The sequence below is a fragment of the Streptomyces sp. NPDC033270 genome, from assembly GCF_055576575.1.
On the sequence record NZ_JBVIRA010000030.1, the window covers coordinates 1 to 24,506 of the forward strand.

General features: G+C 71.0%; 15 protein-coding genes and 5 pseudogenes. 11 read left to right on the forward strand and 9 right to left on the reverse strand.

Annotation, left to right across the window (positions count from 1 at the left end):
- Window positions 1-137: 137 nt before the first annotated feature.
- Entirely contained in the window at window positions 138-782 is a 645-nt protein-coding gene (locus tag ACZ5XZ_RS32360) for a LysE family translocator (protein ID WP_468984598.1), read from the reverse strand.
- Window positions 783-1,241: 459 nt separating this feature from the next.
- Between ACZ5XZ_RS32360 and ACZ5XZ_RS32365 the strand changes: the two genes are divergently transcribed.
- Window positions 1,242-1,769, forward strand: coding sequence for a hypothetical protein (locus ACZ5XZ_RS32365; RefSeq protein ID WP_468984601.1), 528 nt, complete (start codon window positions 1,242-1,244; stop codon window positions 1,767-1,769).
- Between the two features lie 7 nt (window positions 1,770-1,776).
- On the opposite strand, the pseudogene ACZ5XZ_RS32370 reads toward ACZ5XZ_RS32365, so the two are convergent.
- Both ACZ5XZ_RS32370 and ACZ5XZ_RS32375 read right to left on the reverse strand, forming a co-directional pair.
- Window positions 1,777-2,204 (reverse strand): annotated as a pseudogene (locus tag ACZ5XZ_RS32370) (transposase); the annotation flags it as partial.
- 322 nt (window positions 2,205-2,526) lie between these two features.
- Window positions 2,527-3,555 (reverse strand): annotated as a pseudogene (locus tag ACZ5XZ_RS32375) (MFS transporter); the annotation flags it as partial.
- Between the two features lie 20 nt (window positions 3,556-3,575).
- Here ACZ5XZ_RS32375 and ACZ5XZ_RS32380 point away from each other — a divergent pair.
- Window positions 3,576-3,968 (forward strand): tyrosinase family protein, encoded by a 393-nt coding sequence (locus ACZ5XZ_RS32380; protein WP_468984604.1) that lies wholly within the window; start codon window positions 3,576-3,578, stop codon window positions 3,966-3,968.
- Window positions 3,969-4,033: 65 nt separating this feature from the next.
- On the opposite strand, the gene ACZ5XZ_RS32385 is transcribed toward ACZ5XZ_RS32380, so the two are convergent.
- Both ACZ5XZ_RS32385 and ACZ5XZ_RS32390 read right to left on the reverse strand, forming a co-directional pair.
- Window positions 4,034-4,843, reverse strand: a complete 810-nt coding sequence (locus tag ACZ5XZ_RS32385; protein WP_468984606.1) for a hypothetical protein — start codon at window positions 4,841-4,843, stop codon at window positions 4,034-4,036.
- 226 nt (window positions 4,844-5,069) lie between these two features.
- Complete coding sequence (locus tag ACZ5XZ_RS32390; RefSeq protein WP_468984608.1) at window positions 5,070-5,534, reverse strand: hypothetical protein; 465 nt, start codon at window positions 5,532-5,534, stop codon at window positions 5,070-5,072.
- Window positions 5,535-5,675: 141 nt separating this feature from the next.
- On the opposite strand from ACZ5XZ_RS32390, the pseudogene ACZ5XZ_RS32395 reads away from it, so the two are divergent.
- From ACZ5XZ_RS32395 to ACZ5XZ_RS32405, 3 pseudogenes are all read left to right on the forward strand, one after another.
- Window positions 5,676-5,804: pseudogene (locus tag ACZ5XZ_RS32395) on the forward strand (FTR1 family protein); the annotation flags it as partial.
- A 247-nt stretch (window positions 5,805-6,051) separates the two neighbouring features.
- A pseudogene (locus ACZ5XZ_RS32400) lies at window positions 6,052-6,612 on the forward strand (EamA family transporter); the annotation flags it as partial.
- A pseudogene (locus tag ACZ5XZ_RS32405) lies at window positions 6,612-8,021 on the forward strand (amino acid adenylation domain-containing protein); the annotation flags it as partial. The pseudogenes ACZ5XZ_RS32400 and ACZ5XZ_RS32405, both read left to right, overlap by 1 nt.
- A gap of 7 nt (window positions 8,022-8,028) precedes the next feature.
- On the opposite strand, the gene ACZ5XZ_RS32410 reads toward ACZ5XZ_RS32405, so the two are convergent.
- Window positions 8,029-9,123 (reverse strand): hypothetical protein, encoded by a 1,095-nt coding sequence (locus tag ACZ5XZ_RS32410; RefSeq protein ID WP_468984611.1) that lies wholly within the window; start codon window positions 9,121-9,123, stop codon window positions 8,029-8,031.
- 113 nt (window positions 9,124-9,236) lie between these two features.
- Between ACZ5XZ_RS32410 and ACZ5XZ_RS32415 the strand changes: the two genes are divergently transcribed.
- From ACZ5XZ_RS32415 to ACZ5XZ_RS32435, 5 genes are all read left to right on the forward strand, one after another.
- Window positions 9,237-9,512 carry a hypothetical protein gene (locus ACZ5XZ_RS32415; protein WP_468984613.1) on the forward strand — a complete coding sequence of 92 codons (276 nt, stop codon included), beginning with the start codon at window positions 9,237-9,239 and terminating at the stop codon, window positions 9,510-9,512.
- Window positions 9,513-10,288: 776 nt separating this feature from the next.
- Window positions 10,289-11,395, forward strand: a complete 1,107-nt coding sequence (locus ACZ5XZ_RS32420; RefSeq protein WP_468984616.1) for a radical SAM protein — start codon at window positions 10,289-10,291, stop codon at window positions 11,393-11,395.
- A 1-nt stretch (window position 11,396) separates the two neighbouring features.
- Window positions 11,397-14,195, forward strand: a complete 2,799-nt coding sequence (lanL, locus tag ACZ5XZ_RS32425) for a class IV lanthionine synthetase LanL (RefSeq protein WP_468984619.1) — start codon at window positions 11,397-11,399, stop codon at window positions 14,193-14,195.
- A 5-nt stretch (window positions 14,196-14,200) separates the two neighbouring features.
- Window positions 14,201-14,302: an ALQxL family class IV lanthipeptide gene (locus ACZ5XZ_RS32430; RefSeq protein WP_220377855.1), complete on the forward strand. Its 102-nt coding sequence runs from the start codon at window positions 14,201-14,203 to the stop codon at window positions 14,300-14,302.
- A 121-nt stretch (window positions 14,303-14,423) separates the two neighbouring features.
- Window positions 14,424-16,724 (forward strand): M14 family zinc carboxypeptidase, encoded by a 2,301-nt coding sequence (locus ACZ5XZ_RS32435; RefSeq protein ID WP_468984622.1) that lies wholly within the window; start codon window positions 14,424-14,426, stop codon window positions 16,722-16,724.
- Here the strand turns inward: ACZ5XZ_RS32435 and ACZ5XZ_RS32440 are convergent.
- Together ACZ5XZ_RS32440 and ACZ5XZ_RS32445 are read right to left on the reverse strand one after the other, a co-directional pair.
- Window positions 16,687-17,400: a response regulator gene (locus tag ACZ5XZ_RS32440; RefSeq protein ID WP_468984624.1), complete on the reverse strand. Its 714-nt coding sequence runs from the start codon at window positions 17,398-17,400 to the stop codon at window positions 16,687-16,689. The two genes, ACZ5XZ_RS32435 and ACZ5XZ_RS32440, sit on opposite strands and share 38 nt — an antisense overlap.
- On the reverse strand, window positions 17,393-19,441 hold the full coding sequence (locus ACZ5XZ_RS32445) for a sensor histidine kinase (RefSeq protein ID WP_468984626.1): 2,049 nt from the start codon (window positions 19,439-19,441) through the stop codon (window positions 17,393-17,395). The genes ACZ5XZ_RS32440 and ACZ5XZ_RS32445 overlap by 8 nt, the downstream gene beginning before the upstream one ends.
- A 170-nt stretch (window positions 19,442-19,611) precedes the next feature.
- On the opposite strand from ACZ5XZ_RS32445, the gene ACZ5XZ_RS32450 reads away from it, so the two are divergent.
- The gene (locus ACZ5XZ_RS32450) at window positions 19,612-21,723 is read left to right on the forward strand and encodes an AfsR/SARP family transcriptional regulator (RefSeq protein ID WP_468984628.1); all 2,112 of its coding nucleotides are present in this window, start codon (window positions 19,612-19,614) and stop codon (window positions 21,721-21,723) included.
- Window positions 21,724-21,967: 244 nt separating this feature from the next.
- On the opposite strand, the gene ACZ5XZ_RS32455 is transcribed toward ACZ5XZ_RS32450, so the two are convergent.
- A complete protein-coding gene (locus ACZ5XZ_RS32455) occupies window positions 21,968-24,367 on the reverse strand; it encodes an MMPL family transporter (protein WP_468984629.1) in 2,400 nt (799 codons plus the stop codon).
- Window positions 24,368-24,506 lie beyond the last annotated feature (139 nt).

Sequence of the window (24,506 nt, forward strand, 5' to 3'; positions counted from 1 at the left end):
GAAAGGCCGCGGCGTCTGGTGCGGTGCATCGCAAGGCGCCGGAGCGTCTCGATAGCGGAGCTATCGGGACGTTTCGGCAACGCCGCGAGGTGCCGCACCAGACACCGCGGCCCCGGCCATGACCCATCGGACAGGCCCTAGTCGGCCCGGCCCGTCGCCGCCACCGTCACGCCCAGGCCGATCATCGCGAAGCCGCCCGCCCCGCCGACCATCGAAAGGCGGCGGTCCGAGCGGGCGAACCAGGAACGGGCCGCCGAGGCGCCCAGGCCCCACAGGGTGTCGGTGACCATGCCGATGGTGACCGGGACCAGGCCCAACGCCATCATCTGGAGGGGGACATGTCCCGTGGAGTGATCCACGAACTGCGGCAGCACCGCCGCGAAGAAGACGATGCCCTTCGGGTTGGTGACGCCCACGAGAACACCGTCCAGGATCGTGCGCAGATCGCCGCGCCGCTCACCCACCGGTGCCTCCATGCCCGCCGCGCGCATCTCCTTGCGGTGCCGGAACGCCTGCACGCCGAGGTAGACGAGGTACGCCGCTCCCGCCAGCTTCACCCCCATGAACACCGCCGCCGAGGTCTCCACCAGCGCCCCGAGTCCCCACGCCACAGCGATCACCAGGGCGTACGAGCCGATCAGGTTGCCGAGTACCGTGGCGAGCGCGGTGCGGCGGCCGTGTGCGAGGGCCCTGCCGATCACGAACAGCACACTCGGCCCCGGAATCACGATCACCAACAGCGACATCGCCGCGAACGCGAGGATGCTCTCCGTGGACACCATGTGCCCCTCACCTCCTGAAATGTTGCCCGGGGGCATACAAACAGATGGCGGACCATCGGCTCTAGGCTCATCCGCATGCCGATATCAGCCGCACGGCGCCCCGGTGGTTGCGGAGGGGCGAGCGAGCGCCTCCGTGGACCACTCGCACGTGCCTCCCAGGCCGCCCGAAGTGGTCCGGGAGGTGCGCGCGGCCGCTGGGCAGGTGTCGCGAATCGACTGTTCGGGGTGAGGGGCGCCGACGTGAAGGCAGCCGTTGGCCGGTCTCACTCGCCCGACCGGCCATCCGGACTGTCTCTTCCGGCGCCCCGGACGGTAGCGGCTCAGGCGCAGGAGGGGCCGACGCACACGGTGTTCAGGAGTGTCAACAGGCCGACGCAGTCGTGGGTGCTCGTTGCCGTCATCCGTGGGCTTCAGGCTCCGGGATACGCTGCGCCGATCCCCCTGACTGGAGGCATCTGAGTGTTCCCCGCACGGGCACGGGCCGCTGCTCCGTTGGCCCTGGTAATTCTCTCCCTATCCGGCTGCTCTTCGCCCTGGGGCTGTACCGACACGACGGCAGAGCGCGGTGAGGCCGGTGTCAGGGTGCAGGTCGTCGACACGTCAGGTCGGCCTCTCGGCGCCACCGCCGAGGTCGTGGACTGGCGCCTTGAGCCCCACCCGCAGGTGCCCTCCGAAGGCGACCAAGTCCACTTCCACTACCGCTTCAACGGCGCCGACGAGATAGACGGCCCTGCAGTGGACGCCTGCGCGGTCGACAAGGAACGCGTGGCGTTGATGTGTCGGACGGTCTATTCCTCTGAGGCGTTCGGGCCGGGCGGGGATCACACGGGCGACGACTGGCTCGCCATCGAGCACCCTGAACGGGTGGCCGGGGTGCTATTGATTCCCAATGACCAGTCCTACGACCGGCGAACCTGCGAGCAGGACATCAAGGATGGAGGTGGGATGCACCCTCCGGATCCAGCCAGCGTGGGGGACCAACTGTAAGCCGTTGTCAGTTGGTGAGGCGGCGGTGGCATATGAAGGTCGCGGCGATGGCGGTGAAAGCCAAGAAGTGTCGAAGTGTTCCGGCTTGCGCTCGTAGCAGCGGTGGATGCGTCAGCAGCCGGACAGCCAGGACACGGTCCGTTCCACGACCCAGCGGTGTTTGCCCAAGTGTTGGGATGACTTGATGCCCTTGCGGGCGAGGCGGTGCCGGATGCCGCGAGAGGACAGCCATCGCCGCAGGTGACGATAGTCGTAGCCTTTTCTCCGTGTAGTTTTCCAGAGCCGTCGACGTCGGGGGCCGCGGCGGGAGCGGATGGGTGGGATGCCGCAGACCATCGGGATGAGGGCCTGGCTGTCGTGCAGACTCGCGGCAGAGACACCGGCCGACAGGGGCAACCCTCGGCGGTCGACGACGAGGTGGATTTTCGATCCCTCCCACCACCGGCCGCCCGCCTACGCCCGCACGTGACCGTCCACCCGCTGCGCTGCCTGCGCACCCACCACGGCTACCCTCTTCACCTGTCACCCCGTTGCCTGTCACGCGGCGCGCGTTGCGTGCGCCGGCCCAGTGGTGCGGCAGCCAGCAGCACGGCCAAGGCGGCGTAGCCAGTGCTGAGGGTGGACGCGGCGGCGATTCCGGCGACCAGCAACGGACCGCCTGCGTCGCCGAGTTCGCGGCCGATTTCGGCGGCGCCCATGTCTGCCCGAGACGCTCGGGGGGTGTGGCGGCGGCGAGCGCCGCAAACGCCAGCGGCGTGATCAGCCCCGTACCCACGCCGACGCCGACCGCGGCCAGTACCACTCCAGCCACGCCGGGCAGCATCGCGGCGGCCAGCCCCGCGGCGGTGAGCAACAGTCCCGCGCCGATGCCACGGCGCGCCGTGATACGTCCGGTGTCCAGGGCGCGACCCGCCCGGGGCTGGACGATCGCGGCGCAGGCTGCGAGCACGGACACCACGGCGCCGGTGGCCACGGACCCCAGCCCGGCAGCCGCGCCGGACACCGGCAGGAAGCCCACACCCACGGAAAGCGCCGCAGTGGCGGCGGCCAATGCACCGGTCGGCCGCAGGAATCCCGGTTCGCTCAGGCGCCGGGCCAGGTCCAGCACGGTCTGCCGGGCCCGAGGCAGGGGCGGAGCGGTGGGCACCGCGACGACGGTCCAGAGCGTCACGGCCGCGGCAAGGACGGCCATGACGGCGAACAGCAGCGACAGGCCGCCCCACGCGACCAGCACGCCGCCGAGCAGCGGTCCCGCGGTGTAACCAAGGCCCTTGCAGAAGCCGTAGGAGCCGAACGCGCGGCCGTGCCGGGCCTTGGGATTCAGCCGTGCGACCAGCGCGCCGGCGGCCGGGGAGAACGCGGAGGCGGCGGCGCCCTGTCCCAGCCGGGCCGCCCACAGCCAGCCGCTGTCACCGGCGAGCGCAAACGCGGCCGATGCGGCGGCGAAGCCGACCAGGCCGCCGAGCAGCACCGGGCGCGCCCCGATCCGGTCCGCCAGGGTGCCGAACACCGGCTTGAGCACAACTTCCGCACCGTCGTAGAGGGCGAGCAGACCACCGAGGGCCAGCAGGGAGGCATGGCGGCTCTCGGTGTACCCGCCGAGATTGGCCGCAATGCCGTGCGCACCGAACGCGGTAGTGAACCCGGCCGCGTACAGCGGCCACCTCCGCCACCCCGGCGTCGCCACGGCGGTGTCCGGTCCGCTTCGAGCCGCGGAAGAATTCATCTGTCCTCCTCGTTCCTCGGCCTTGAGCCACTGCATGGCTCCCCTACCGGGAAACTGCATGGCTTCCCTACTGGGACTACGTGAACGATCACGGCAGACCGGACGGCCGGGAGATCGTCGCCCACAACAATGTGCACGACTGGTGCGACGGAACCGTCTCCAGCCCGCCCACCGCGGCCAAAGACCCGATCTTCTGGCTGATCCATGCGCACGTGGACCGGGTCCGGGACAAGTGGGAGCTCACGCACAGCGGCATGCCGAATGTGACCGGAGCGGACGCCGGGCTGGCCGCCTGGTGGTCGTCTTCTGCTGGAGGGGGCACCACTACGGACGTCAAGGACGTCACTGTCCTCGGCGCGACGGACGTCAAGGACGTCGCTGTCCTCGGCTACTCCTGCCAAGAGCCGCACCGCGGCGGCCCCGTCGCGCGACCTCCATGGCGGTCACAAGGCTCGGCCCCAGGAGCCGATTGACTTGACCTCACCTGTCGCACCTGACGGCTGGGGCGGCGTTTGGCCCGCCGCCCCAGCCGCCGGTGTCAGCCGACGCGCAGCGTCAGCGCTGCGGTGTGCAGTTTGCCGCCGGTCTGGAACTGGAGGAACAACCGCCAGTTGCCGGGCTTGGGCAGCATGGCCTGGAACGCCAGGTCCGGCCTCGGCCTGCCCTTGCCGCCCTCCGCCTTGGTCTCGGGGTGGAGGTGGGCGAACGCCTGGTCGCCCTCGTGGAAGGCGGTCAGGTGGGCGTAGGTCTCCAGGTACGGCTGAAGGTCGGTGACCGGCTTGCCGTCCTTGCTGATGCTGACGGTCACGGGGTGGGTCATGCCGGCCGTCACATCGCCCTTGACGGTGACCGTGTAGCCGTCGACCTCGGCGCCGGTGGTGGCCGCCGGCAGCGGGGTCTTCTTGGCGTCGCCGGGGACGGTGACGGTACGGCTGAGGACGAGGCCCTTCCCCTTGCCCGGTCCGTTGTCCGGGGTGAAGGAGGCGTACGTCCGCCAGGTGCCCGGCTTCAGTGCCGCAAGGTCGGCGGTCCAGGTGCCGTCGTCGGCCATGGTGGGGTGCAGGTGCTGGAAGCCGGTGAGGTCCGAGCGGATGGCGTAGAAGTGCAGCCGCTTGGTCTGGTCGACGGCGAAGCCGGTGACCCGCTTGCCATCCGGGCCCGTGATCTTGAACCTGTACGTGGTGCCCTTGCCCGCCGGCAGTTCGGTGGCGGCGGAGGTCAGCTTGTAGCCGTCCTTGGTGTCGGCCAGGCCGTCGCCCATGCTGCCGTGATCCATGCCCGGCATCGAGGAGTGGTCGTGCGCCGACGACGAGGCCGTGGGCTGGGAGCCATGGTCCATGCCCGGCATGGAGGGGTCGGACTCCTTCGGCGAGCCGCAGGCCGCCAGCGTCACCGCGAGAACAACGGCCGTACCGGCCACTGCCAGGCCGCGACGACGGGGAGAGAGACGGGGAGAGAAACGAGAAGTGAACGACATGAAGCAGAACTTTCGGTGTGTGCGTGCCGCACCGGCGCGCGACTGATCAGGACACGTGGCCCGAAGCCCCGAAAAGCGGGCACGGGCGAGATGCCTGTCAGTTCCGCGCTACACCCACCGCCAACAGCAGGTCGCGACCGTTCCCCGGTGGACCGCGCCGCCCCGCCTGCCCTGCGGCCGGATGCCGCCGCGCGAGTGTCCACGCCGTGAGGCCCGCGAAGGTCACAGCGGCCAGGAGCCATACCGTCGGCAGCAGGATGCGGTCACGAGCGGGAGTCGCCACGCACTGGGTCCCGTGCTCGCCCGTCATGGACTGTGTGGCCACGTGCGCCGAGGCAGAGGACTTGCCCGGGCTCATGCCTGGGCTCATCTCGGCTGCAGCGCTGTGCCCACCGTGATCAGCGTGGTCAAGAGGCGCGGCAGCGTGCTCCTGCATGAACCCGTGGCAGCCGGTGGCCGCGCCGGCCGGTGCGCCGTGCATGAGGAAGAGCCCGAACAGCACCGCGCACGCAGCCAGCAGCCGGGCGAGCGCCCGCTTGCTGAGCTGTCCGCTGCTCGTCACTGCCTCGTGCCTCTTCCTTTTTCCTTATTCCTTCACGATCAGCCCAAACCCGGGGAGGGTCGGCCGCTGCCCACGATCGGACCATACCCCCGCCCCGTATCGCTAGTAGCTGGATCACATTCACGGGCAGCTGCGGCGGAGATGGCCCTGGTGACCTGGATGGTCTTCTGGATGCGCCGCACCGCCCGGCATTTGAAGGCCGAGCTGCACGGAAAGCTGGACCAGACCCTGGCCCTCACTTCCATGGTGGCAACGAGGTCGATCGACGTACATCCGACCCACGACATGGTCGACAGGCTGCGTCCATCAATCCTGCACCGCGGCGCCTGTAACGCGCCTCCTACGCCTCCGCATTGATCGGGATCCGGAACGGGTCGTGGCGGCCCCGGCTCGGCTGCCTCACGCGGCCGTGGCGGCAGCAGCCCGGTCGGTGGCGACGCGCGAGGGACACGAGTCGATCACTCCGGACGCCCGAGCAAAAACCGACCAGTGAGGTTGTTAGGTAAGGCTCACCTCACTTAGTGTGCTGGGCGTGGCGCTGCTGGTGCTGCAGCCGCAGGCGGGTGTGGATGCCGTCGGCGTTCTGGCCGGGCTGGCGGGCGCAGTCTGCATGGCGTCCGGCATCGTGCTCACCAAGCGGTGGGGCCGCCCGGAGGGTGTGGGCGTTGTGACCTTCACCGGTTGGCAGTTGGCCGTCGGAGGTCTCGTTCTGGCGCCGGTCACGCTGGTCGCCGAAGGGCTGCCCGGCCGCATCAACGGCACGAACATCGCCGGGTTCGCGTACCTGAGCGTGATCGGGGCCCTGTTCGCCTACGCCATCTGGTTCCGGGGCATTGGACGGCTGCCCGCACTGGCAGTGTCGATCCTGGGGTTCGCCAGCCCGCTGGCCGCGACGGCCCTCGGATACGTCACCCTGGGCGAGGCATTGACGCCCTTGCAGATGACCGGCGCCGCAGCCGTCGTCGCGGCGGTTGTCCTGGCGCAGCCCAGGCAGCCGCGCAGTGTCCAAGAACCGGCCGAGGAGCCGCCCGTCACGCGCGCGTCCCAGCACGTACCGTCCGGCCGAGGGGAGCTGTGATGGCGACCGCGCCGTTCAGCGCACGAATACACAGCACTCATCTGGGCGGTTGCCTGACGGGCCTGCTCAGGGAGCAGGCCGAGGTGCAGCCCGAGGCCGTCGCGGTGGTCTGCGACGACCAGCGCCTGACCTACCGGGAGCTGGAGAAGGCGGGCAGTCGGCTGGCCGCCTGCCTGCGGGATCTGGGTGTCGGCTCCGATGACTGCGTGGGGCTGTACGTCGAGCCGTCCCTGGAGTTGATGACCGGGGTGTGGGGCATCCTGTTCGCCGGGGCCGCCTATCTGCCGCTGTCCCCGGAGTACCCGGAGGACCGGCTGCGCTACATGATCGAGGACAGCCGCACCCGGGTGATCGTCACCCAGGACCACCTGGCGGTTCGCGTCGCGGAGCTTGCCCCGCCGGGGACGCGGGTCGTCACCCTGGCCGACGCGGCGGACCGCGCTGAAGTGAGCCCGGCGACGGTGCGGCCGGATGCGCTGGCCTACGTCATCTACACCTCCGGCAGCACCGGCAGGCCGAAGGGCGTGATGGTCGAGCACCGCAGCATCATGTCCCAGATGCGCTGGATGCACGCCTACGGACACGTGGGCAAGGGCACCACGGTGCTGCAGAAGACGCCGATGAGCTTCGACGCGGCGCAGTGGGAGTCCTCGCCCCCGCGGTAGGCGGCCGGGTTGTCATGGGCACTCCGGGCATCTACCGGGACCCCGAGGCCGTGATCGAGGCCGTCGTCAAGAACGAGGTGACCGCACTCCAGTGCGTGCCCACCCTGCTGCAAGCGCTGCTGGACACCGAGGAGTTCCACAGGTGCACCACGCTGCGACGGGTGTTCTCCGGCGGTGAGGCACTCTCCTGGCGGCTCGCACGGGCCTTCGCCGCCGATCTCCCGTGGGCGTCGCTGGTCAACCTGTATGGGCCGACCGAATGCACCATCAACGCCACCGCGTGCCTGGTCGACCCGGACGCGGCCGACGACGGCTCGGGCACGGTCCCCATCGGTGTGCCGGTCGACAACACCCAGTGCTTCATCCTCGATCGGAACCTGGCGCCGGTGGACATCGGTGAGACCGGCGAGCTGTACATCGGCGGCATCCAACTGGCCCGCGGTTACCTGCACCGTCCCGAGCAGACCCGGGAACGGTTCATCCCCTCGCCGTTCGTCCCGACCGAGCGGCTCTACGGGACCGGCGACCTGGCGTACTGGAACCCTGACGGCACCATCCAGTTCGCGGGCCGGGCCGACAACCAGGTCAAGCTGCGCGGCTACCGCGTCGAGCTGGACGAGATCGCGCTGGCGATCGAGGAGCATCCCTGGGGTGCGGCATGCGGCCGCGATCGTCACCGACGACGAGCGGACCGGCTTTCAGAACCTGGTGGCCTGCATGGAGCTGAACCCCAAGGAAGCTGCAACCCCCTTTAGGACCGCGTCGCCCTCCCGCACTCGTCCCCAGAGGGCTCGCCCCGCCCGACCGGCACGCTGCGGTCGTACGGGTCGATCTCCGTGCCGGCCTGGTCCCCCTGGCGATCCGTGCCGAAGGGAGGGGTGAAGTAGCCCGTCGGGGCGCCGCAGCCGCCGTTGGTCATGTCGTACTTGTACGAGACGATCGAGAACGTGCCCGGCTCGGTGATCACCTTGTCAGGGTCGTCCCAGCTCAGGACCAGCTCGCGCCGGACGATCGTGCGCACGATCTCGTCGTTGCCGCCCTCGTCCGCGCGGGTGACCGGGTAGACGAAGGTGACGTCGGCGGTCACCTGGAGTGCGCCGCGCTCGCCCTCCCGGTAGGTGAGCCGGCCACGGGTCTTCACGACGTCGCCGACCAGGTGGGTGCGGGAGGGCTGGAAGCGGCTGAAGAGGAGGAGGGGGTCGTCCTTCTCGCTCGGGGTTCGGAAAGCGGTTTTCAGAAGGTCTTGGACGTCCTTCTGGTGCGGGTTGATCAGTGCAATCGCCTTCTCCGGGCGCTCGCCCCGCAGCACCCCGCGGTCCAGGCCGGACGCGACGAGGAAGTCCCGGCTGCGGGCGAGGGCCCGCTCGACCTCGGCGGCGCTCATCCAGCCGACCGCCCCGGCCTTCGGCACGGTGATCCCGGCCGCTCCGCTCGCCCAGCTCGCCGCCGGCGAGCCGCGGAACGGCTCGTCCATGGTGGGGCGTTGGGCCGCCGTCACCGCGGGGGCCTGAGTCGGGCGGGCGGTCTCGGCCGCCAGCGGCGGGGAGTCAGCGCCGGCGAACAGGCCCACTATTCGCCCCGGCGCGAGCGCCACCACCAGCAAAATTAGCGAGGCCAGCAACCCAGCCGCGTACCAGCCCGTGCGTCGCTTGGGCCGCGCGGGCGTGTAGCTGCGCCAGCCGTCCAGCCCGCGGCCGGGCTCCGCGCGCAGCCGATTTGCCACGTCGCGGGCCCGAGCCGACGGCTCCTTGGGCGCGTCGGCGGCACCGGCCACCGACTCGCGCAGAAACCGCTCCCACTCCTCGTCGGATCTGGACGAGCCGTCCGGCTCCGTACCCGCACCCATCCCCAACCCCCTGGCCACCAGTAGACCGCGGCCCGCTCCTCTGGGGACGCGTCCGCATAATGACACAGAGCGAGAAAGGGGCAGGTCCGGGGCGGGCATTTAGTGTGGAGGCCGTGAAGTGGAGTGAGGTGGACTACCTCGACTGTCTGCGGTCCGAGCGGCGCGGCTACGAGTGGGTGATGCGGCACCATGGTGGGCTCACGCCAACGCAGGCGCGGGAAGCTGCCCTGGAGCAGTACCCGTACGAGCCAGACGACGCCCCGTACCGTGGGCTCTTGTTTCACGATGAGGCGTGGCACTGGGCGATGCTGGCGATTCACGGCGATCGGTACGTGGTGGAACACCCCGAACTAGCCTACCCGTCACCCGAGTACCTGGCCCTTGAGTGAGCGTCGTGCTCAGCGGCACGTTCCACTTCTCAGGCCGGTGATGGCCGTCCGCTTCTGCTGAGTCGGTGGCAGCCGATGGCGGCTCCCTTTCTCGCTGGGACTTCAGAGCCGATCCTTCAAAGAGACGTACACGGACGAAGACTCGCGCGTGTACCGCCAAGAAGCGCCCTTCACTGGAGAGATGGCCACAAAGGGACGGCGAAGGTCGACTGACCAGCCTCGTGAACTACGTCGAGGGAGTCGAATGCGGGCCCGCTACCGGCGGGAAGCGGCGTGGGGCGTGGGGGCTGGTGGACCGCCGGGCCGCCCGGGCCTCGGTCCGTCCTGAGGCGTGCGGATGATCCCTTCGTGGCTGACGAGCAACGGGCGGTGAAATGGAACCGCCTGGCGGTGTCCAGGCCGAACCGGCCGACCACGGGCTCGGCTGCTCGCCGCCGTCGCGCCAACCGAGGCTCGCCCCGAAGCTGACGTCAAGATTCGGACCATTGACGGACCAAGGCTCCCTCGACGGCAGTCACATTCGCCGTTTCAGCAGGTCGCACGGTGTGAGTTCAGTGCCACCGGCGAACGAAGAGCCCGCTGGTGTCGTATGCGCCGAAGAAGCTCGGCTTCTTCCGGACGCCCGGGACGAGGCGTCTGACCTGGGCTTCGCCCGTCAGGCCCGTTTCGCGATGCCGGCGCCCTAAGGACGGACTAAGGCAACGCACAGAGTCGTGAGCACCATGACGGACAGGGGACATCGCCCCACGATCCCTCAGGAAGGGGGTACTCAGGCAATGGACGGTCCGGCCGATGCCACGACGGCTCCGAAGCCCGGCTCCACCGGGCCCAGGGACGTCATCTGGGACCTCACCTACGCGTGCCCGCTGCGCTGCACCCACTGCTACTCGGAGTCGGGCCGGCGCCCCGCCCAGCAGCCGGGTCACGAGGAGTTGCTGCGGATCGCGGATGCCATCGTCGCGCTGCGGCCCGGTGTGGTCTCCCTGGCCGGGGGCGAGCCCCTCCTGGTGCCCAGGATCGCCGAGATCGCGGCGCGGCTGACGAACTCCGGTGTCCAGGTGGTGCTGTACACCGGCGGATGGCGACTGACTCCCGGCATGCTGGACGATCTCGCGGACGTGTGCCACCGCGTCGTCGTGAGCCTGGACGGCGCCACCGCGGAGGTGCACGACCGGATCCGTGGCAGGGTGGGGTCCTTCGAGCGGGCGCTCGACGCGCTCGACCTCCTCGACCGGACCTCGCGTGCCCGCCGCGAACAAGGCGTGCGGCCCGTCCAGTTCGGTGTGGACTGCGTGGTGGTCCGCAGCAACTTCGACCGGCTCGAAGAGTTCTGCACCCGGATCGCGCCACGCTTTCCCGAGATGCGGATCCTGTCGTTCGGCGCGGTGATCCCGGCCGGACTCGCCAGTCGGACCGGCTTCGCGGACCATGAGCTGCTCTCCGACGCACAGATGGCCCAACTCTCCGGCGTGCCGCTCCACCAGCGGCTCACCGCGCTGGCCCCGTCGTCCGTGCTCGTCCTGGTCACCGACAACCTGCATCTGCAGATGCACCCGGGCCAGATCGCGCGGGGCCTCGACTTCCAGGCGATCCAGGTGGAGCCCGACGGCGCGGTGCGGGCCATGCCGGTCTACGAAGGCACGGTCGGCAATCTCCTCACGGACCCCCCGGACGTGCTCTGGCAGCGCGCGGTCTCCCGGTGGAGCGACCCGTTCGTGGTGCGGACGCTCACCCCGGTACGGACCGTGCGCGACTGGGCGGAGGCCGCCCGGCGGATCGACTACCGCTTCGGCTCGGACGCGGTCCGTGCCCGTATCGACCGGCGGCCCGCCTTCGTACCCCACGATCTCCCCTCCCCGGCTGATGGAAACCGAGGTCAGTGACATGGATTCGATGCCGCCGCGGGACGCACGACGCGCGGGCGACGACGCCTTCCTCGTCGATGTCGTGAAGTCGGTGTGCTCCCGGCACCAGGACGAGGGCGGCGCATGGCGCGTCCGCCCGGGGGACTTCTGGTGCTATGTGTCCCCCGTCGACGAGCCCACCAGGGTGCAGGGCTGGAAGCTGCACATCTCCGCGACTCCGCTGTCCGCGCCGCTGGTCCTGTCCCGTGCCGCACAGGTGCTCGTACGCCGGCGGTGCAGGTTCAAGTTCGCCGGCACCGTCGGCCGTGCCGCGGAGCTGGTGTCGCACCGCTACGACCGGGGCGGCGGAGGCAAGTTCCTCACCGTCTATCCGGAGTGCGACGACGACGGGCTGCGCGCCCTGGCGGAGCAGCTGCACCGCGCCACCGAGGGGCTGCCGGGGCCGGGTGTCCTCTCCGACCGTCCGTGCTTTCCGGGCAGCCTGGTCCACTACCGGTACGGAGTGTTCAGCGGTGTACGTGCCCTGAGCGACGACGGCATGCACGAGGCGATGCTGATCGCTCCGGACGGCTCACTCGTGCGTGACCGGCGCAAACCGTGGTTCTGCCCGCCGCCCTGGGCGCCCCGTGACCCCTTCGTTGTGGAGCAGGCCCCCGCGCCTGGTACGGCCGCGGCTCCGGCCCCCAAACCGGTTCTGCTGGACGGCCGCTACCTGGTCCATGAAGTGATTCGGCACGCGTTCGCCGGCGGCGTCTACCGGGCCACCGACCAGGCGACCGGCGCCCCCGTCATCGTCAAGCAGGCACGCCCGCACACCGCCGCGACCCTGACCGGACAGGACGTCCGCGACCGGCGACGCCATGAGGCCGCCATGCTGGACCTGTTCGCCGACAGCGGCTACACCCCGCGCCCGGTCTGCGTCTTCGAGCAGCAGAACGACATGTTCCTCGTGCAGGAGGCCGTTCCCGGCACGACGCTGCGTCAGTGGGTGCTCGACCACCTCGTCTTCGACGACGGGGGCTCCTGGGGAATCCCCCTCGCAGACGCCCTGCACCTGGCGCGCGGCCTGACCGGCGTCATGCGCTCCGTCCACACGACGGGGTGGGTGCTGCGGGACTTCAACCCCAACAACGTGATGATCGGTGGCAGCGGCGAGGTGCGCCTCATCGACCTGGAGATGCTCGCCCGGCCCGGCGAACCCACGACCCGTATCTACACACCGGGATACGCCGGCGCCGAGCAGAGCACCGCGCCCAGCATCGGTGCGGCGCCCCGCCCCGCATCCGACCTCTACAGCCTCGGTGCCACCCTCTTCTACCTGGTCAGCGGCGTCGATCCGCTGCTCGCCGCCGACGCACCGGCCACCCGCCCGTACGGCGAACGCCTCGCCGCCTGGCTGCTACGCCTGTCGTCCGGCAACGCGGCGGCGCACCGGCTCGCCCCGCTGATCCTGGACCTCCTTCACCAGGACCCGGAGCTGCGACCTGGTGTGGACGAGGTCCTGGACCGGCTGGCGGAGACGGCCGTCGACGAGAGGTCGCCCAGCGGCCTCGCCCCGGCGCGCGGTCTCGCGGGCCACGGGCTGAAGCAGCTCGTCTCGGACGGCCTCGACCATCTCCTCGTCACCATGGACCCGGAGCACGCGGAGCGGCTGTGGCCCACCGGCGCGGTGGGGGCGGCGACGGAGGCGTTCAACGTCCAGCACGGTGCGGCGGGTGTCCTCAGCGTGCTCGTCCGTGCCCACTGCGATGAGCCGCATCCGGGGCTGCGTACGGCCGTGGAACAGGCGGCCCGGTGGATCAGCCGACAGGTCGGGCGGGAGCCACGGACCCTTCCGGGGCTGTACTACGGCAGGTCCGGGACCGCCTGGGCCCTGCTGGACGCGGCCGTAACTCTCGGCGACGCGGCGCTGCTGGCCCATGCGAAGGAGCTGGCGGTGCGGGTTCCGGTGCGCTGGCCCGGTCCCGACATCTGCCACGGGGTGGCCGGTGCGGGCATGACCCAGCTGCGGTTCTGGGAGGCCACCGGAGATGAGCGGTTCCTCGACCGGGCGCGGCAGGCAGCCGACCATCTCTCGGCAGCTGCCGTCCACCAGGAGGGCTCCGTGGTATGGCCCGTGCCGGGGGAACTCCTGGCCAGCCCGTCCGACCTCACTCACTACGGGTTCGCCCATGGTGGCGCCGGAATCGGCGCGTTCCTGCTTGCGGCGGCGCGGGCCACCGGCACCGCCGCGTATGGGGAGCTGGCGGCCGAGGCCGCACGGACCCTGCTGGCTCTGGCCGAGGTGGCGGAGGGCGCCGCGTACTGGCGCAGCGGGGAGAAGAACAGCCCCCGCAAGACCCACTGGTGCAGCGGCTCCTCCGGTGTGGGGACGTTCCTGGTGCGGATGTGGCAGGAGACCGGCGAGGACGCCTTCCGGGAGGCCGCACACGGGGCCGCCGTCGCCGTCCGCCGCTCCCGCTGGCACGTCGGCACCGCTCAGTGCCACGGTCTCGCGGGCGACGGGGAGTTCCTGCTCGACCTCGCCGAGGCGTGCGGCACGGACACCTACCGCGAGTGGGCGGGAGAGCTCGCGGCAGGGATCCATGTCCGTCATGTCCTGCGGGACGGGCGTGTCGTCCTGCCGGACGACGGCGGGACAGAGGTGTGGGCCGACTTCAACACCGGCCTGTCGGGAGTCCTCGCCTTCCTGCTGCGCCTCACGCACGGCGGGCCCCGGCTGTGGCAGCCGCGTTCCTTCACGGGGCGCGGCGACGAAGACTCCGGCACGGCAACGGCCGTGCCGGTCCAGCACCGCCGGACAGCGGAGAGGGGGTGAACATCATGGAGTTCGACGTGAACGCTCTCCAGCTCCTGGAGGAGGAGACCGCCGAGAGCGGCGCCTGGCCGCCGCCGACCGCGTGCTCGTGCTGCAGCACCTTCTGACGCAGCGGCACCTTCGGCCCACCGTTCCCGCCCTCCGACGGCGGGAGCGGTGGGTGCCTTCATGGGGGCACCGGCCGCGGACCGGCGCGGGCCCGGCACGGCGACACGACAGGAGCGGGACATGGGGACACGGCATCCTTCCGGCAGGGCGGTACGGGCCAGGCTCGCGGCTGCGGTGAGCGGTGTGGTGCTCCTCGCCGTGCTCGCGCCGGCATCCCCCGCACCGGCCGCCTCCTCGCGGCAGGTCCTGTCCGCCGAGCGGGCGGTGCCCCGGCCGTGCCACACCGCCCTGCTGCCCCCGCACACACCGGGCGTGGCCGCGCGCCCGGTGACCGCCACTGCGGACGGAGTGCTGCGCGCCCGGCTCGCGCCCCTCTCCGGGGCGGAGGGCGACTGGGACATCGCCGTCTTCGACGCGGACAGCGGCACGCTCCTGGCGGCCTCGGCAGCGCCCCGCAGCCGTGAACTCGCCGAGACCGCCGTCGCCGGGGGCCGGCACCTTGTGGTGCAGAGCTGCCGGAGGCTGGGGCCCGCGCGCACGGTGTCGCTGCGTGTCGACCTGTTGGCGCAGCCTCCAGGGAGCGGCCCGGCACCCGCCGCCGCTCACACCGAAGGCGCCGCTCCACACAGCTCTGCGTTGCCGTCCGGACGGTCCGGCTACCGCCAGCTGTACGAGTACGAGTACGAGCTCAAGGAACTCGCCCGCGCCCACCCGTCCCTCGTGCGCTCCTTCGTTCTGCCGGACCCGACGGTCGAGGGCCGGGACGTCTCCGGAGTCGAGGTGAGCAGCCACGCGCCGCACATCGCCGACGGCAAACCGGTGCTGCTCACCCTGGGGCTGCACCATGCGACCGAATGGCCCAGCGGTGAGATCGCCCTGGAGTGGGCCTATGAGCTGGTGCGCGGCTACCGCACGGATTCGCGGGTCCGGGGCCTGCTCGACCGGACCCGTGCCGTCATCGTCCCGGTGGTGAACCCCGACGGGTTCTCGGTCTCCCGCGAGGCCCCGCCGCTGGGTGACTTCACCCGCTTCGACTACGAGAACAAGCGCAAGAACTGCAGCGCCGTGGACGCCCCGCCCTCCCACGCCTCGGGGGCGTGCGGGGCCAACCCCGCGGGCCGCGACCGCGGTGTGGATCTCAACCGCAACTACGCCGGGTTCTGGGGCGGTGTGGGCGGTGACCCGCAGTGGTACGCCGACCACTACCGCGGCCCCGCTCCCTTCTCCGAGCCCGAGACCCGCAATGTCCGCCATCTCGTCTCCACCCGGCAGGTCACCGACCTCGTCTCCCTGCACACCTACGGCAATCTGGTGCTGCGCCCGCCGGGAGCCCTCGACACCCGTCCGCCGCTGGACGAGCCGGCCTACCGGGCCCTGGGCGCGCGGCTGGCCTCCCGCACCGGCTACCTCAGTGAACCGGCCTGGAGGCTGTACGAGGCGACGGGCATGACGGAGGACTGGTCTTACTGGGCGACCGGAGGCTTCGGTTTCACCCTGGAGATCGGTCCCGCCAGGGCCCATGGTCCGTACGCGGACGCGGTGGTGGCCGAGTACACCGGCAGGGGGCCGGCGGCCGGCGCGGGAAAGGGCGGAGTCCGCCGGGCGCTGTTCGATCTGCTCGCCCACACCGCTGACCCGGCCGGGCACGCGACGCTGACCGGCACGGCGCCCCGCGGCCACCGGCTGCGGCTCCACAAGACCTTCCGGACCCCGACCTCGCCGGTGCGCGGGGCCGACGGCTCGACCGGGCCGCCGCTCCAGGTCACCGACACGCTCGTGTCGGACCTGGTCGCCCCCGGCGGCCGGTTCACCTGGTCCGTCAACCCCTCCACCCGGCCGTATGTCGCGGGACGCTACGGAAGGGACCCGCAGGGCCCGGCCCAGCCGGTGGCCGAACTCGCCAATCCGCCCGGTCTGCCGCCCGAGAACACCGGGTTCCCGAAGGACCCGGCCGCGGACCGGGTCCCGTTCATCGTCCTCGGTCCGCCGCAGGCCGACGCCGGCCGGATGACCGTGTCGGTGTCCTGGACGTCGCCCCGCACCGACTGGGACCTCTACGTCCTCGACGCGGACGGCCGTCCCGTGGCCCAGTCCGTCACCGGCGGGGCCAACTCCGAACAGGCGGTCCTCCTCGACCCTTCCGCGGGCCGCTACACCGCCGTCGTCGTCAACTACGACCAGACGGAGACGGACCCCGACGACTGGACGGGCCGGGTGACCTTCCAGTCGCCGCTGCCCGCCACCCACGGCCCCTCGGAGTCGTACTCCCTCAGCTGCTCGGACCGCGCCGGGCGCACCCTCGGTGTCGCCGAGGTGCGGGTCGGGCGGGGTGAGCGGGTGGACCTGGGCGAGGTATGCGCCCGGCCGGCGCGCGGCGCCGCGTTCACGCCGGCCCGGTCGGGCCGTGCCGCAGATAGGTGAGCACGGCGGTGACCCGGCGGTGCAGCTGGGACTCCTCCGCCAGGCACAGCTTGGCGAACGTGGAGTTCACGTGTTTCTCGATGGTCGACTCCGACAGCGACAGCGACTCGGCGATGGTCCGGTTGTTCATGCCCTGCGCCATCTGCCGCAGTACGTCGAGCTCGCGGCGGGTGAGCTGGGCCAGCGGTGAGTCGGTGGTACGGATGTGGCTGCCGACCAGCACCTCCACGATGCGCGGATCGATCACCGAGCGCCCCGCGGCCACCTCGCGCAGGGCCCGCAGCAGCTGATCGAGTTCGCCGATCCGCTCCTTGAGCAGATACGCCAGGCCGTCCGTGCCGCGCTGGAACAGGGCGAAGGCGTACTGCTCGTTGGCGTGCTGCGACAGGACGACCACGCCGGTGTCCGGGTGCCGTGCCCGGATGGCGTGTGCGGCGGTGATGCCTTCGGTGTGGTGGTCGGGAGGCATCCGGATGTCCGCGATGACCGCGTCGAGCCGGAACCGCTCGACCGCGTCGAGAAGTTCCCCGGCCGTACCGACCGCCGCAACGACATCGACCTCGCCGGTGTCCTCAAGGAGCCTGCGGGTGCCCTCCCTGACCAGATAGTGGTCCTCGGCGATGACGATGCGCAGCCGCTCGGGGGCGGTCGCGCCGGGTGCGTTCCGGTCAGGCATGGGTTGTTTCCCTCCGCCGCTCGGTGAGCCGTGCATGGACGGTCGTGCCGCCCCCGGGCCGGGATTCGATGGACAGCTCCCCGCCCACCGCCTCGATCCGGTCGCGCATCCCGGTCAGCCCGGAGCCGAGCCGGGAACCGGTGGGGAAGCCGACTCCGTCGTCACTGATGGCCAGGAGCAGGGCGGCTTCGACGTGCGAGATCCGGATGGTCACCCGGGTCGCGTCCGCGTGTTTGAGCACATTGGTCAGCGCCTCGGACACCAGGAAGAACGCGGACTCCTCGATCTCGGGCGCGAAACGCCGCGCGCACACCGTGGGTTCCACATGGACGGTGACGGGGATCGGCAGCCGGCGGGCCCGGGAGGTCACCGCGGCTGCGAGGCCCTGGTCGGTCAGGACCGGGGGGTGGATACCGTGCACGAACTCCCGCAACTCGTCGATGACCCGGACGGCGTCCTCCTGGATCTCGGTGAGGGTGCCGTCCACGGTGCCGCCGTTGCCGCGTAGTTGATTGCGCGCCAGCCGCAACTTCGCTACCAGCGCCACGAGTTCCTGCTGGATCCCGTCGTGCAGCTGCCGTTCGATGCGTCGCCGCTCGGTGTCCTGTGCCTGCACTATCCGGGTCCGTGAGGCGTCGAGTTCGCTCGCCTGGCGCTGGACCTCGTCGACCCGCGCCGACAGTTCGGCCGTGAGCCGGGCGTTGTGCACGGCGAGCGCCGCCTGTCTGGCCAGGGTCTCGACCAGGTCCCGGTCCTCGGGGGTGAACCAGCCCTCGTTCTTGGGCCCGTACTCGATGGACCCGAGGATCTCCTCGCCGTGCCGCAGCCGCACCCCGGCCCGTGAGCCGGTATCGCCCGCGGTACGGGAGCCGGCCGTCGCCACGGCGAAGGGCCCGTCCCCGGATTCTGCCGCGCCCAGCTCGACCCGTACCCAGCGCAGGTTGAGTCCCTCCCGCAGGCTGGTCGCCAGTTGCGGTGCCAGCCGTTTCACGTCGTAGGCGTGTTCCAGCGTGGTGCCGCATTGCACGAGCAGTTCGAAGTTGGAGGGGCGCGCCCCGAACACCCGGCGCGCCGCGAGCTGGTTGAGCCGCCCGCGCACCGGCTGGAACAGCATGGTCGCGCTCACCGCCACCAAGACAGCCAGACCGATGGGCAGGTACTGCCCCGCCGTCAGGCCCAACGCGGTGGTGGTGCCCAGATACCAGCCGCCGATGATCAGCCAGAGCAGCCCGTACACCACGGGTTTGCGCAGGGCGATGTCCATGCCGGGCAGCAGATGCCGGAACCCGGCGTACACCACGCCGACCGAGATCAGCAGATAGGGCAGCGCCCCGAGCACCGCACCGATGAAGTACGCGACTCCCGTCTCTCCCTGCCACATCCGGAACAGCCGCGATGAGCCGCGCCCCAGCAGTACGGCGAACGCCACCGCCGCGACCAGCGTCAGACGGTTGCTTCGGGCACCGCGGTCCCGCGCCGGCAGCAGGGACCGGAGGAGCAGCAGGCCCGCGCCCACAGCCGGCAGCCACGCCTCCGGCTGCACCAGCAGCCGGGACAGCTGTGGTTCGGGAATGTCCGACGCCATCAGGGCGGGCGGGCAGAGCGTCAGCAGCCACAACGCGTTGAGCAGGACACGTTCGTGGACGTACCGGTGACGCCCGTCCGGCAGCAGCGCCACCAGGCGGACCAGCAGCACGCTCACGACCACGTCGAGCGTCCTGGCCACCAGCACACCGGTCCACACCAGCGGCGTGGGCGGGTGCCAGCCCGACGGCTCGACGAAGAGCGCCAGCGTGAAGCGGACGACCAGCCCCAGTGCCGCACAGGAGCCGGCCGTCACCAGCCGCCGGGCCACCGGGTGTGCCGGAGCGCGCCACCACAGGAACAGCCCGGCCGCATAGCAGGGCAGCACCGCGCCCAGGCTCCAGGCCAGCGTCCGCTCGGCGGAGATCCAGATGCCGCCGGCGGGCACCGCGTAGAGCAGTCCGAGTCCGCCGCACAGGGCGAGGGCGCGGACCGGCCAACCGTGAACACCTGCCATCCCACGAGTTTCCCGGCCCCGCCGCACGGTGTACAGAAAGCCTGCCTCCACTCCCCCATGGCGGCAAACCTCCATACCGAAGCGAGGCCGCCCGGGTGCCACGCGCCCCGAGCGCCGGACCACACTCGTCATGTCCGGGGTCGTGCCCCGGAGCTGGGGGGGGGAGCACGATGACGATCACACCGACCGAGGAGTCCGGCCGTGCGGCGGGCTGTACCGGGGAGGGCTGGACCGTCGCGCCCGGCCTGCTGCGCCGGGCCGCGTCCTGGACGGATCCCATGGAACCGGCGCTCGGACAGCGACTGGGAATGACCTACCAGTTGCTGGGTGAGCCGGCCCGCGCCCTGGACATCCACCGCAGGACCGCCCTCGCCGGGTCCGGGACCCCGGACGAGATCACGTCCCTTGCCTGGGCCGCCGCCGCCCACTGCGCACGGGGCAGGCTGCGCCCGGCCCGCGCGCTCGGACAGCTCGCCCTGCGGGGCCTGCGGCACTGCTGCGATCCCCGGGCCCGGGCCGTCACCCACACCACCGCCGCGACAATCGCCGCGCTGGGGGGCCACGGCAGTCTCGCCGGGCACCACGCGGACCGGGCCGGGGAGGCGGCGCGTTCCTCGGGGGACGCGATGCTCCATCTGTTCGTCCATACGAGCCTGGCGGCACAACGTCTTGAGCACGGCGCTTGCCGGGACGTCTGCGACACGCTCGACACCGCGCTCCGGGCCCTCGGCGGGGGTCGTGACGGCGTCGATGTGCCGCTGGTGCTGCTGGCTCGCTGTCGGCGTGGCGCCGCGCACCTGGCCCTCGGCGAACTGGACCGTGCCATCGCGGCCTTCACCGACGCGCTCGACGGCTACCAGCGGCTCGGCGAGTCCTTGGAAAGCTGCCAACTGGGCGCCGCGGCGCTGGTCGGCCTGGGGGACGCGCACCGGGAGCGCGGTGATCTGGGCCCGGCACGGGCGGCCTATCAGGAGGCGGTGGTGCGCACGGAACACTCGGGCGACGCCCAGCTGCTGGCCTCGGCGCTGACCGGTCTGGCGCTGACACGATGTACCGACGCGCCCGGTACCGCGGCTGTGCTGGCGCGCCGGGCGGCCGACGGGTGCGTGGGCCCACAGCGGATCCGTGCCCTGCTCGCCGGCGGCTGGATCGCTCTCGCGGACAACCGCCCCGAGACGGCGGCCGAGGCGGCCCGGCAGGCGGCCGGGGAACCGGCCGCGCAGATCTCGCGGACGGCGTGCGCGGAGATCCTCGAACTGGAGGCGATGTGCCCGGCCGACGAGCACGCGCGGCAGCGGCTCCTCGACGACGCGGAGGCGTTGTGGGCCACGGCGCAGCGTCCGCTGGCGGTGGCGCGAGTGGCCGTGGCCCGGGCGCGGCTGCGTCCCGCGCCGGCACAGGGCCCGGTTCAGGCGCTGCGTGAAGCGACGCTCTGGCTGAGGCAGTTCGGCGTGTCGCCCGCGGCGGCCGAGGCGGCCGGTCTGCTCAACCGGGTCATGGCGGACCAGGAACCGTGCGTGAGCGTCCGCGTCCTGGGCGGCTTCCGGGTGATCCGGGACGGTGTACCGGTGGGTGCCGAGGAGTGGCAGTCGAAGAAGGCCCGCGATCTGCTGAAGGTGCTGGTCGCCCGGCGCGGCCTGCCCACGTCCCGCGAGGTCCTGATCGACACCCTGTGGCCGGACGAGGATCCGGCCCGCTGCGCCAACCGTCTGTCGGTCGCCCTGTCGACGGTACGGCTCGTGCTCGACCCCGGACGCCGGATGCCGCAGGACCACTTCATCACCGCCGACAAGCATGTCGTCGGTCTGGCCCGGCTCCGCGTCGACGTACAGGAGTTCCTGGCCGCCGCCCGCCATGCGATCGGCAGTGCGCGGCGCACCGGAAGCGGCGCCTTCGCCTCCCTGGCCGCCGCCGAGGGGCTGTACCGGGGGGACGTGCTGGAGGGCGAGCCGTACGCGCCGTGGGCGGCGGGCCTGCGCGAGGAGGCGCAGGCCGTCTATCTGGAACTCCTCACCCAACTCGCCGCGGCCGCCGCCGAGAGCGACGACCACCACTCCGAGGCGCACTACATCCTGCGGCTCCTGGAGCGCGACCCCTACGACGAGGACGCCCATCTCGGCCTGGTCTCCCTGCTGACCACCACGGGCCGCCACGGCGAAGCACGCCGCCGCTACCTCCTGTACGCCACGGCGATGGCCGAGATCGAGGTGACCCCGGCAGCCTTCCCGTCTGCTCGCGTCGCTGCAGACCGTCGTCAAGCTCCTGCCGGCGCTGATGGGTGACCGGCCTGCCCACGGCCTTGTACAACACGCTCCAGCTGACATCAAGATCCGGCCCATTCACGGACCAACGCCACGCCGATAGCCGTCGCTGTCGCCGTTTCAGCAGGCCAGATGGTTGTGCGGGCTGTACCGCCAGCAGACGAAGAATCTGCTGATCCATCGCAGTGACCGCGGCGCGCAAGGCGCTTCCATCCGGTACTCCGGCCGGCTCGCCGAGATCGGTGCCGCCGCCTCGTCGGCTCCGTCACGGACTCCCATGACAAGGAGGTGTCGGGGGCGACGTGGCGAAGGGCCCTGTGACGGTTGCAGCCACGTGGCGAGGCGGCAGGAAGCGGTGCAAGGGGTGGGGAAGCCACCAGTTGGCGGATCCGGCGAGCTTCATGACCGCGGGCACGAGCAGCGGCCGGATGAGTACGGTGTCCAGCAAGACGGACAGGGTCGTGCAGACAGCGATGAGTTTCACAGAGACGACCTCTGCGGTGGCCAGGGCCAGCAGGACGGTGACGACCAGGGCGGCGGAGGCGATGAAGAGCGGTGCCGCGGCTTGCAGGCCGACTGCGGTGGCCTGCACGGTGTCACGGGTACGGGTGCGGGCTTCCATGATGCGGGACAGGAGCAGGATCTCGTAGTCCATGGACAGACCGAATGCCAGGCAGAAGACCACGATGGGCATCATCACGTCGATCGTGCCCGTGGGGACGAAGTCGCCGACGAGCCAGCGCAAGTGCCCGTCCTGGAAGATGAGGACCATGGCGCCGAAGGTGGCGGTGAGGCTGAGCAGGTTGAGACAGAGCGCTTTCAACGGCAGGAACAGGCTGCGGGTGTAGGCGAGGAGCAACAGAAAAGTCGCTGCGGTGGCCAGAATGAGAGCGGCGGGCATGCGCTGCGAGACGATGGTTTGGGTGTCGAGGAATTCGGCTGTCGGCCCGCCGATCAGGGGGCGCGCTGGGGCAGGCAGGGCGCGGATCCGTCGCACCAGGTCCACTGTGGAGGGCGCGTAGGTGTCGCTGGAGGTCGTGATGGACAGCCACACGCCGGACTGACTGCGGTAGCGCTGGAACAGGGGACAGCCGGACGACGTGGCGGTGGTGTTCGCGGGTGGGTGGCAGACAGGACTGGCCGGCGCACCGTTGAGGTACTCGCCGGTGGCTGTGCGCAGTGCCTGCACGCCCGGCAGCCGTGACAGGCTCCGGGCGTAGGCGTCCAGTGCGGTCGTGCTGCCCGGGCTGTTCGATTCGGCGGCGCGACGCCGGCCTGGGAGGACCACGTCGATCTGCGTACCTGGCTGGGGGAAGGCAGTGCGCAGGGCGCGCGCGGCTTGTGCCACGGGAGCGTCGGGGGACAGTCCTCGTTCGTCGCTGAAGCCGAAAGCGGCGTGGTGGAAGGGCAGTACGAGGGCCGCCAGAAGCCCGGCGGAGGCCACGGTGACCGAGACAGGGCGGCGCATGACGGCCAGCGCCAGTCGCTGCCAGGCTCCGCCCTTCGAACGGGTACCACGTCGCCATCGGGCGAGCACGTCGCCACGGCCGATGCGATGGCCGAAGCAGGCCAGTCCAGCGGGGACGATCAGCAAGGACGCCGCGGCTGCCAGGATGGCCACGCTGATGCTGGCGTAGGCGAGTGAGCGCAGGAAGTAGAGGGGGAAGAACAGCAGTCCCAGGAGTGAAAGTGCCACGGCAGCGGCGGAGACGACAACGATGCGTCCTGCCGTGCGGACGCAGCGGTTGAGCGCATCGTCGTGGGTGTACCCCGCAGTGATGTCCTCGCGGTACCGGGTGACGAGGAACAGGCTGTAGTCGGCCGAAAGAGCGAGCCCCACCGCCGTGGTGATGTTGAGCGCGAAGGTGGACACCTCGGTCACCGTGGTCAGAGCACGCAGCAGGGCCGCGCTGCCGGATGTGGCCACCAGGCCGACGGCCAGGGGCAGGCAGGCGGCCGGGACGCTGCCGAAGATGAGCACCAACAGCAGCAAGGTGGCGGGAAGCGCGAGCATCTCGGTCCGGACCAGGTCTCTTTCGCTCTGCTCCCCCAGCGCGCGGGAGACGACGGCCGCGCCGGCGGCCTGCACGAGCAGTGAACCGTGGCGGCCGTTCGCGTAGCTCAGGATGCGGTCAGTGGTGATGCGCCGTTGATGGGTATCACCCTCTAGGCGCACAGCGACCAGGGCAGCGCGGCCATCCGCCGAGCGGAGCCGGGATGCCTCTGCCACGGCGGGCTGCGCAGCGTTCGATCTGCCGACAGTCGCCGTCGGCTTGGGCGCGCGGTAGCCGGTCCAGTACGACTCGAGGCCGATGACACCTGGCTGTTTGCGCAGACGGTCAGTCAGTGCTGCTCCCGCTTGACGGGCCGGGGCACTGTCCACCGACGTGTTCGCGCGGACCAGGAGCAGGACGTCCGCCGGACCCGCATGGAATTTCGTGTCCAAGAGGGTTCGCGCACGTGCTGAAGCGGAGTCTTGGGAAATCCATCCGCCATTGACCAGGCGCGAGGACAGGCCAAGTGTGGACGGAACGCTGACGATCACCACCAGCACGGCAGCAACGAGGATCTCCCGCCGTCTGCGCACACTGAAGCACGCGACCCGTTCCAACAGTGCGGACAGACCAGGGCGGGTGGAGCACGCGTACCGGTTAGGGCGGTCCATGGGCAAGCTGACTCCTGACTGGGGCCGTCTGCTGGCCCGGCGGTCTTCGGCAAGGTGAGCTGGACCGGCGGCGTCGAGAGACCCGGACGGACAGGTACCGGGCAGTGGGGGAAGCGAGGGCCGGCAGCGCGCCTGTCGG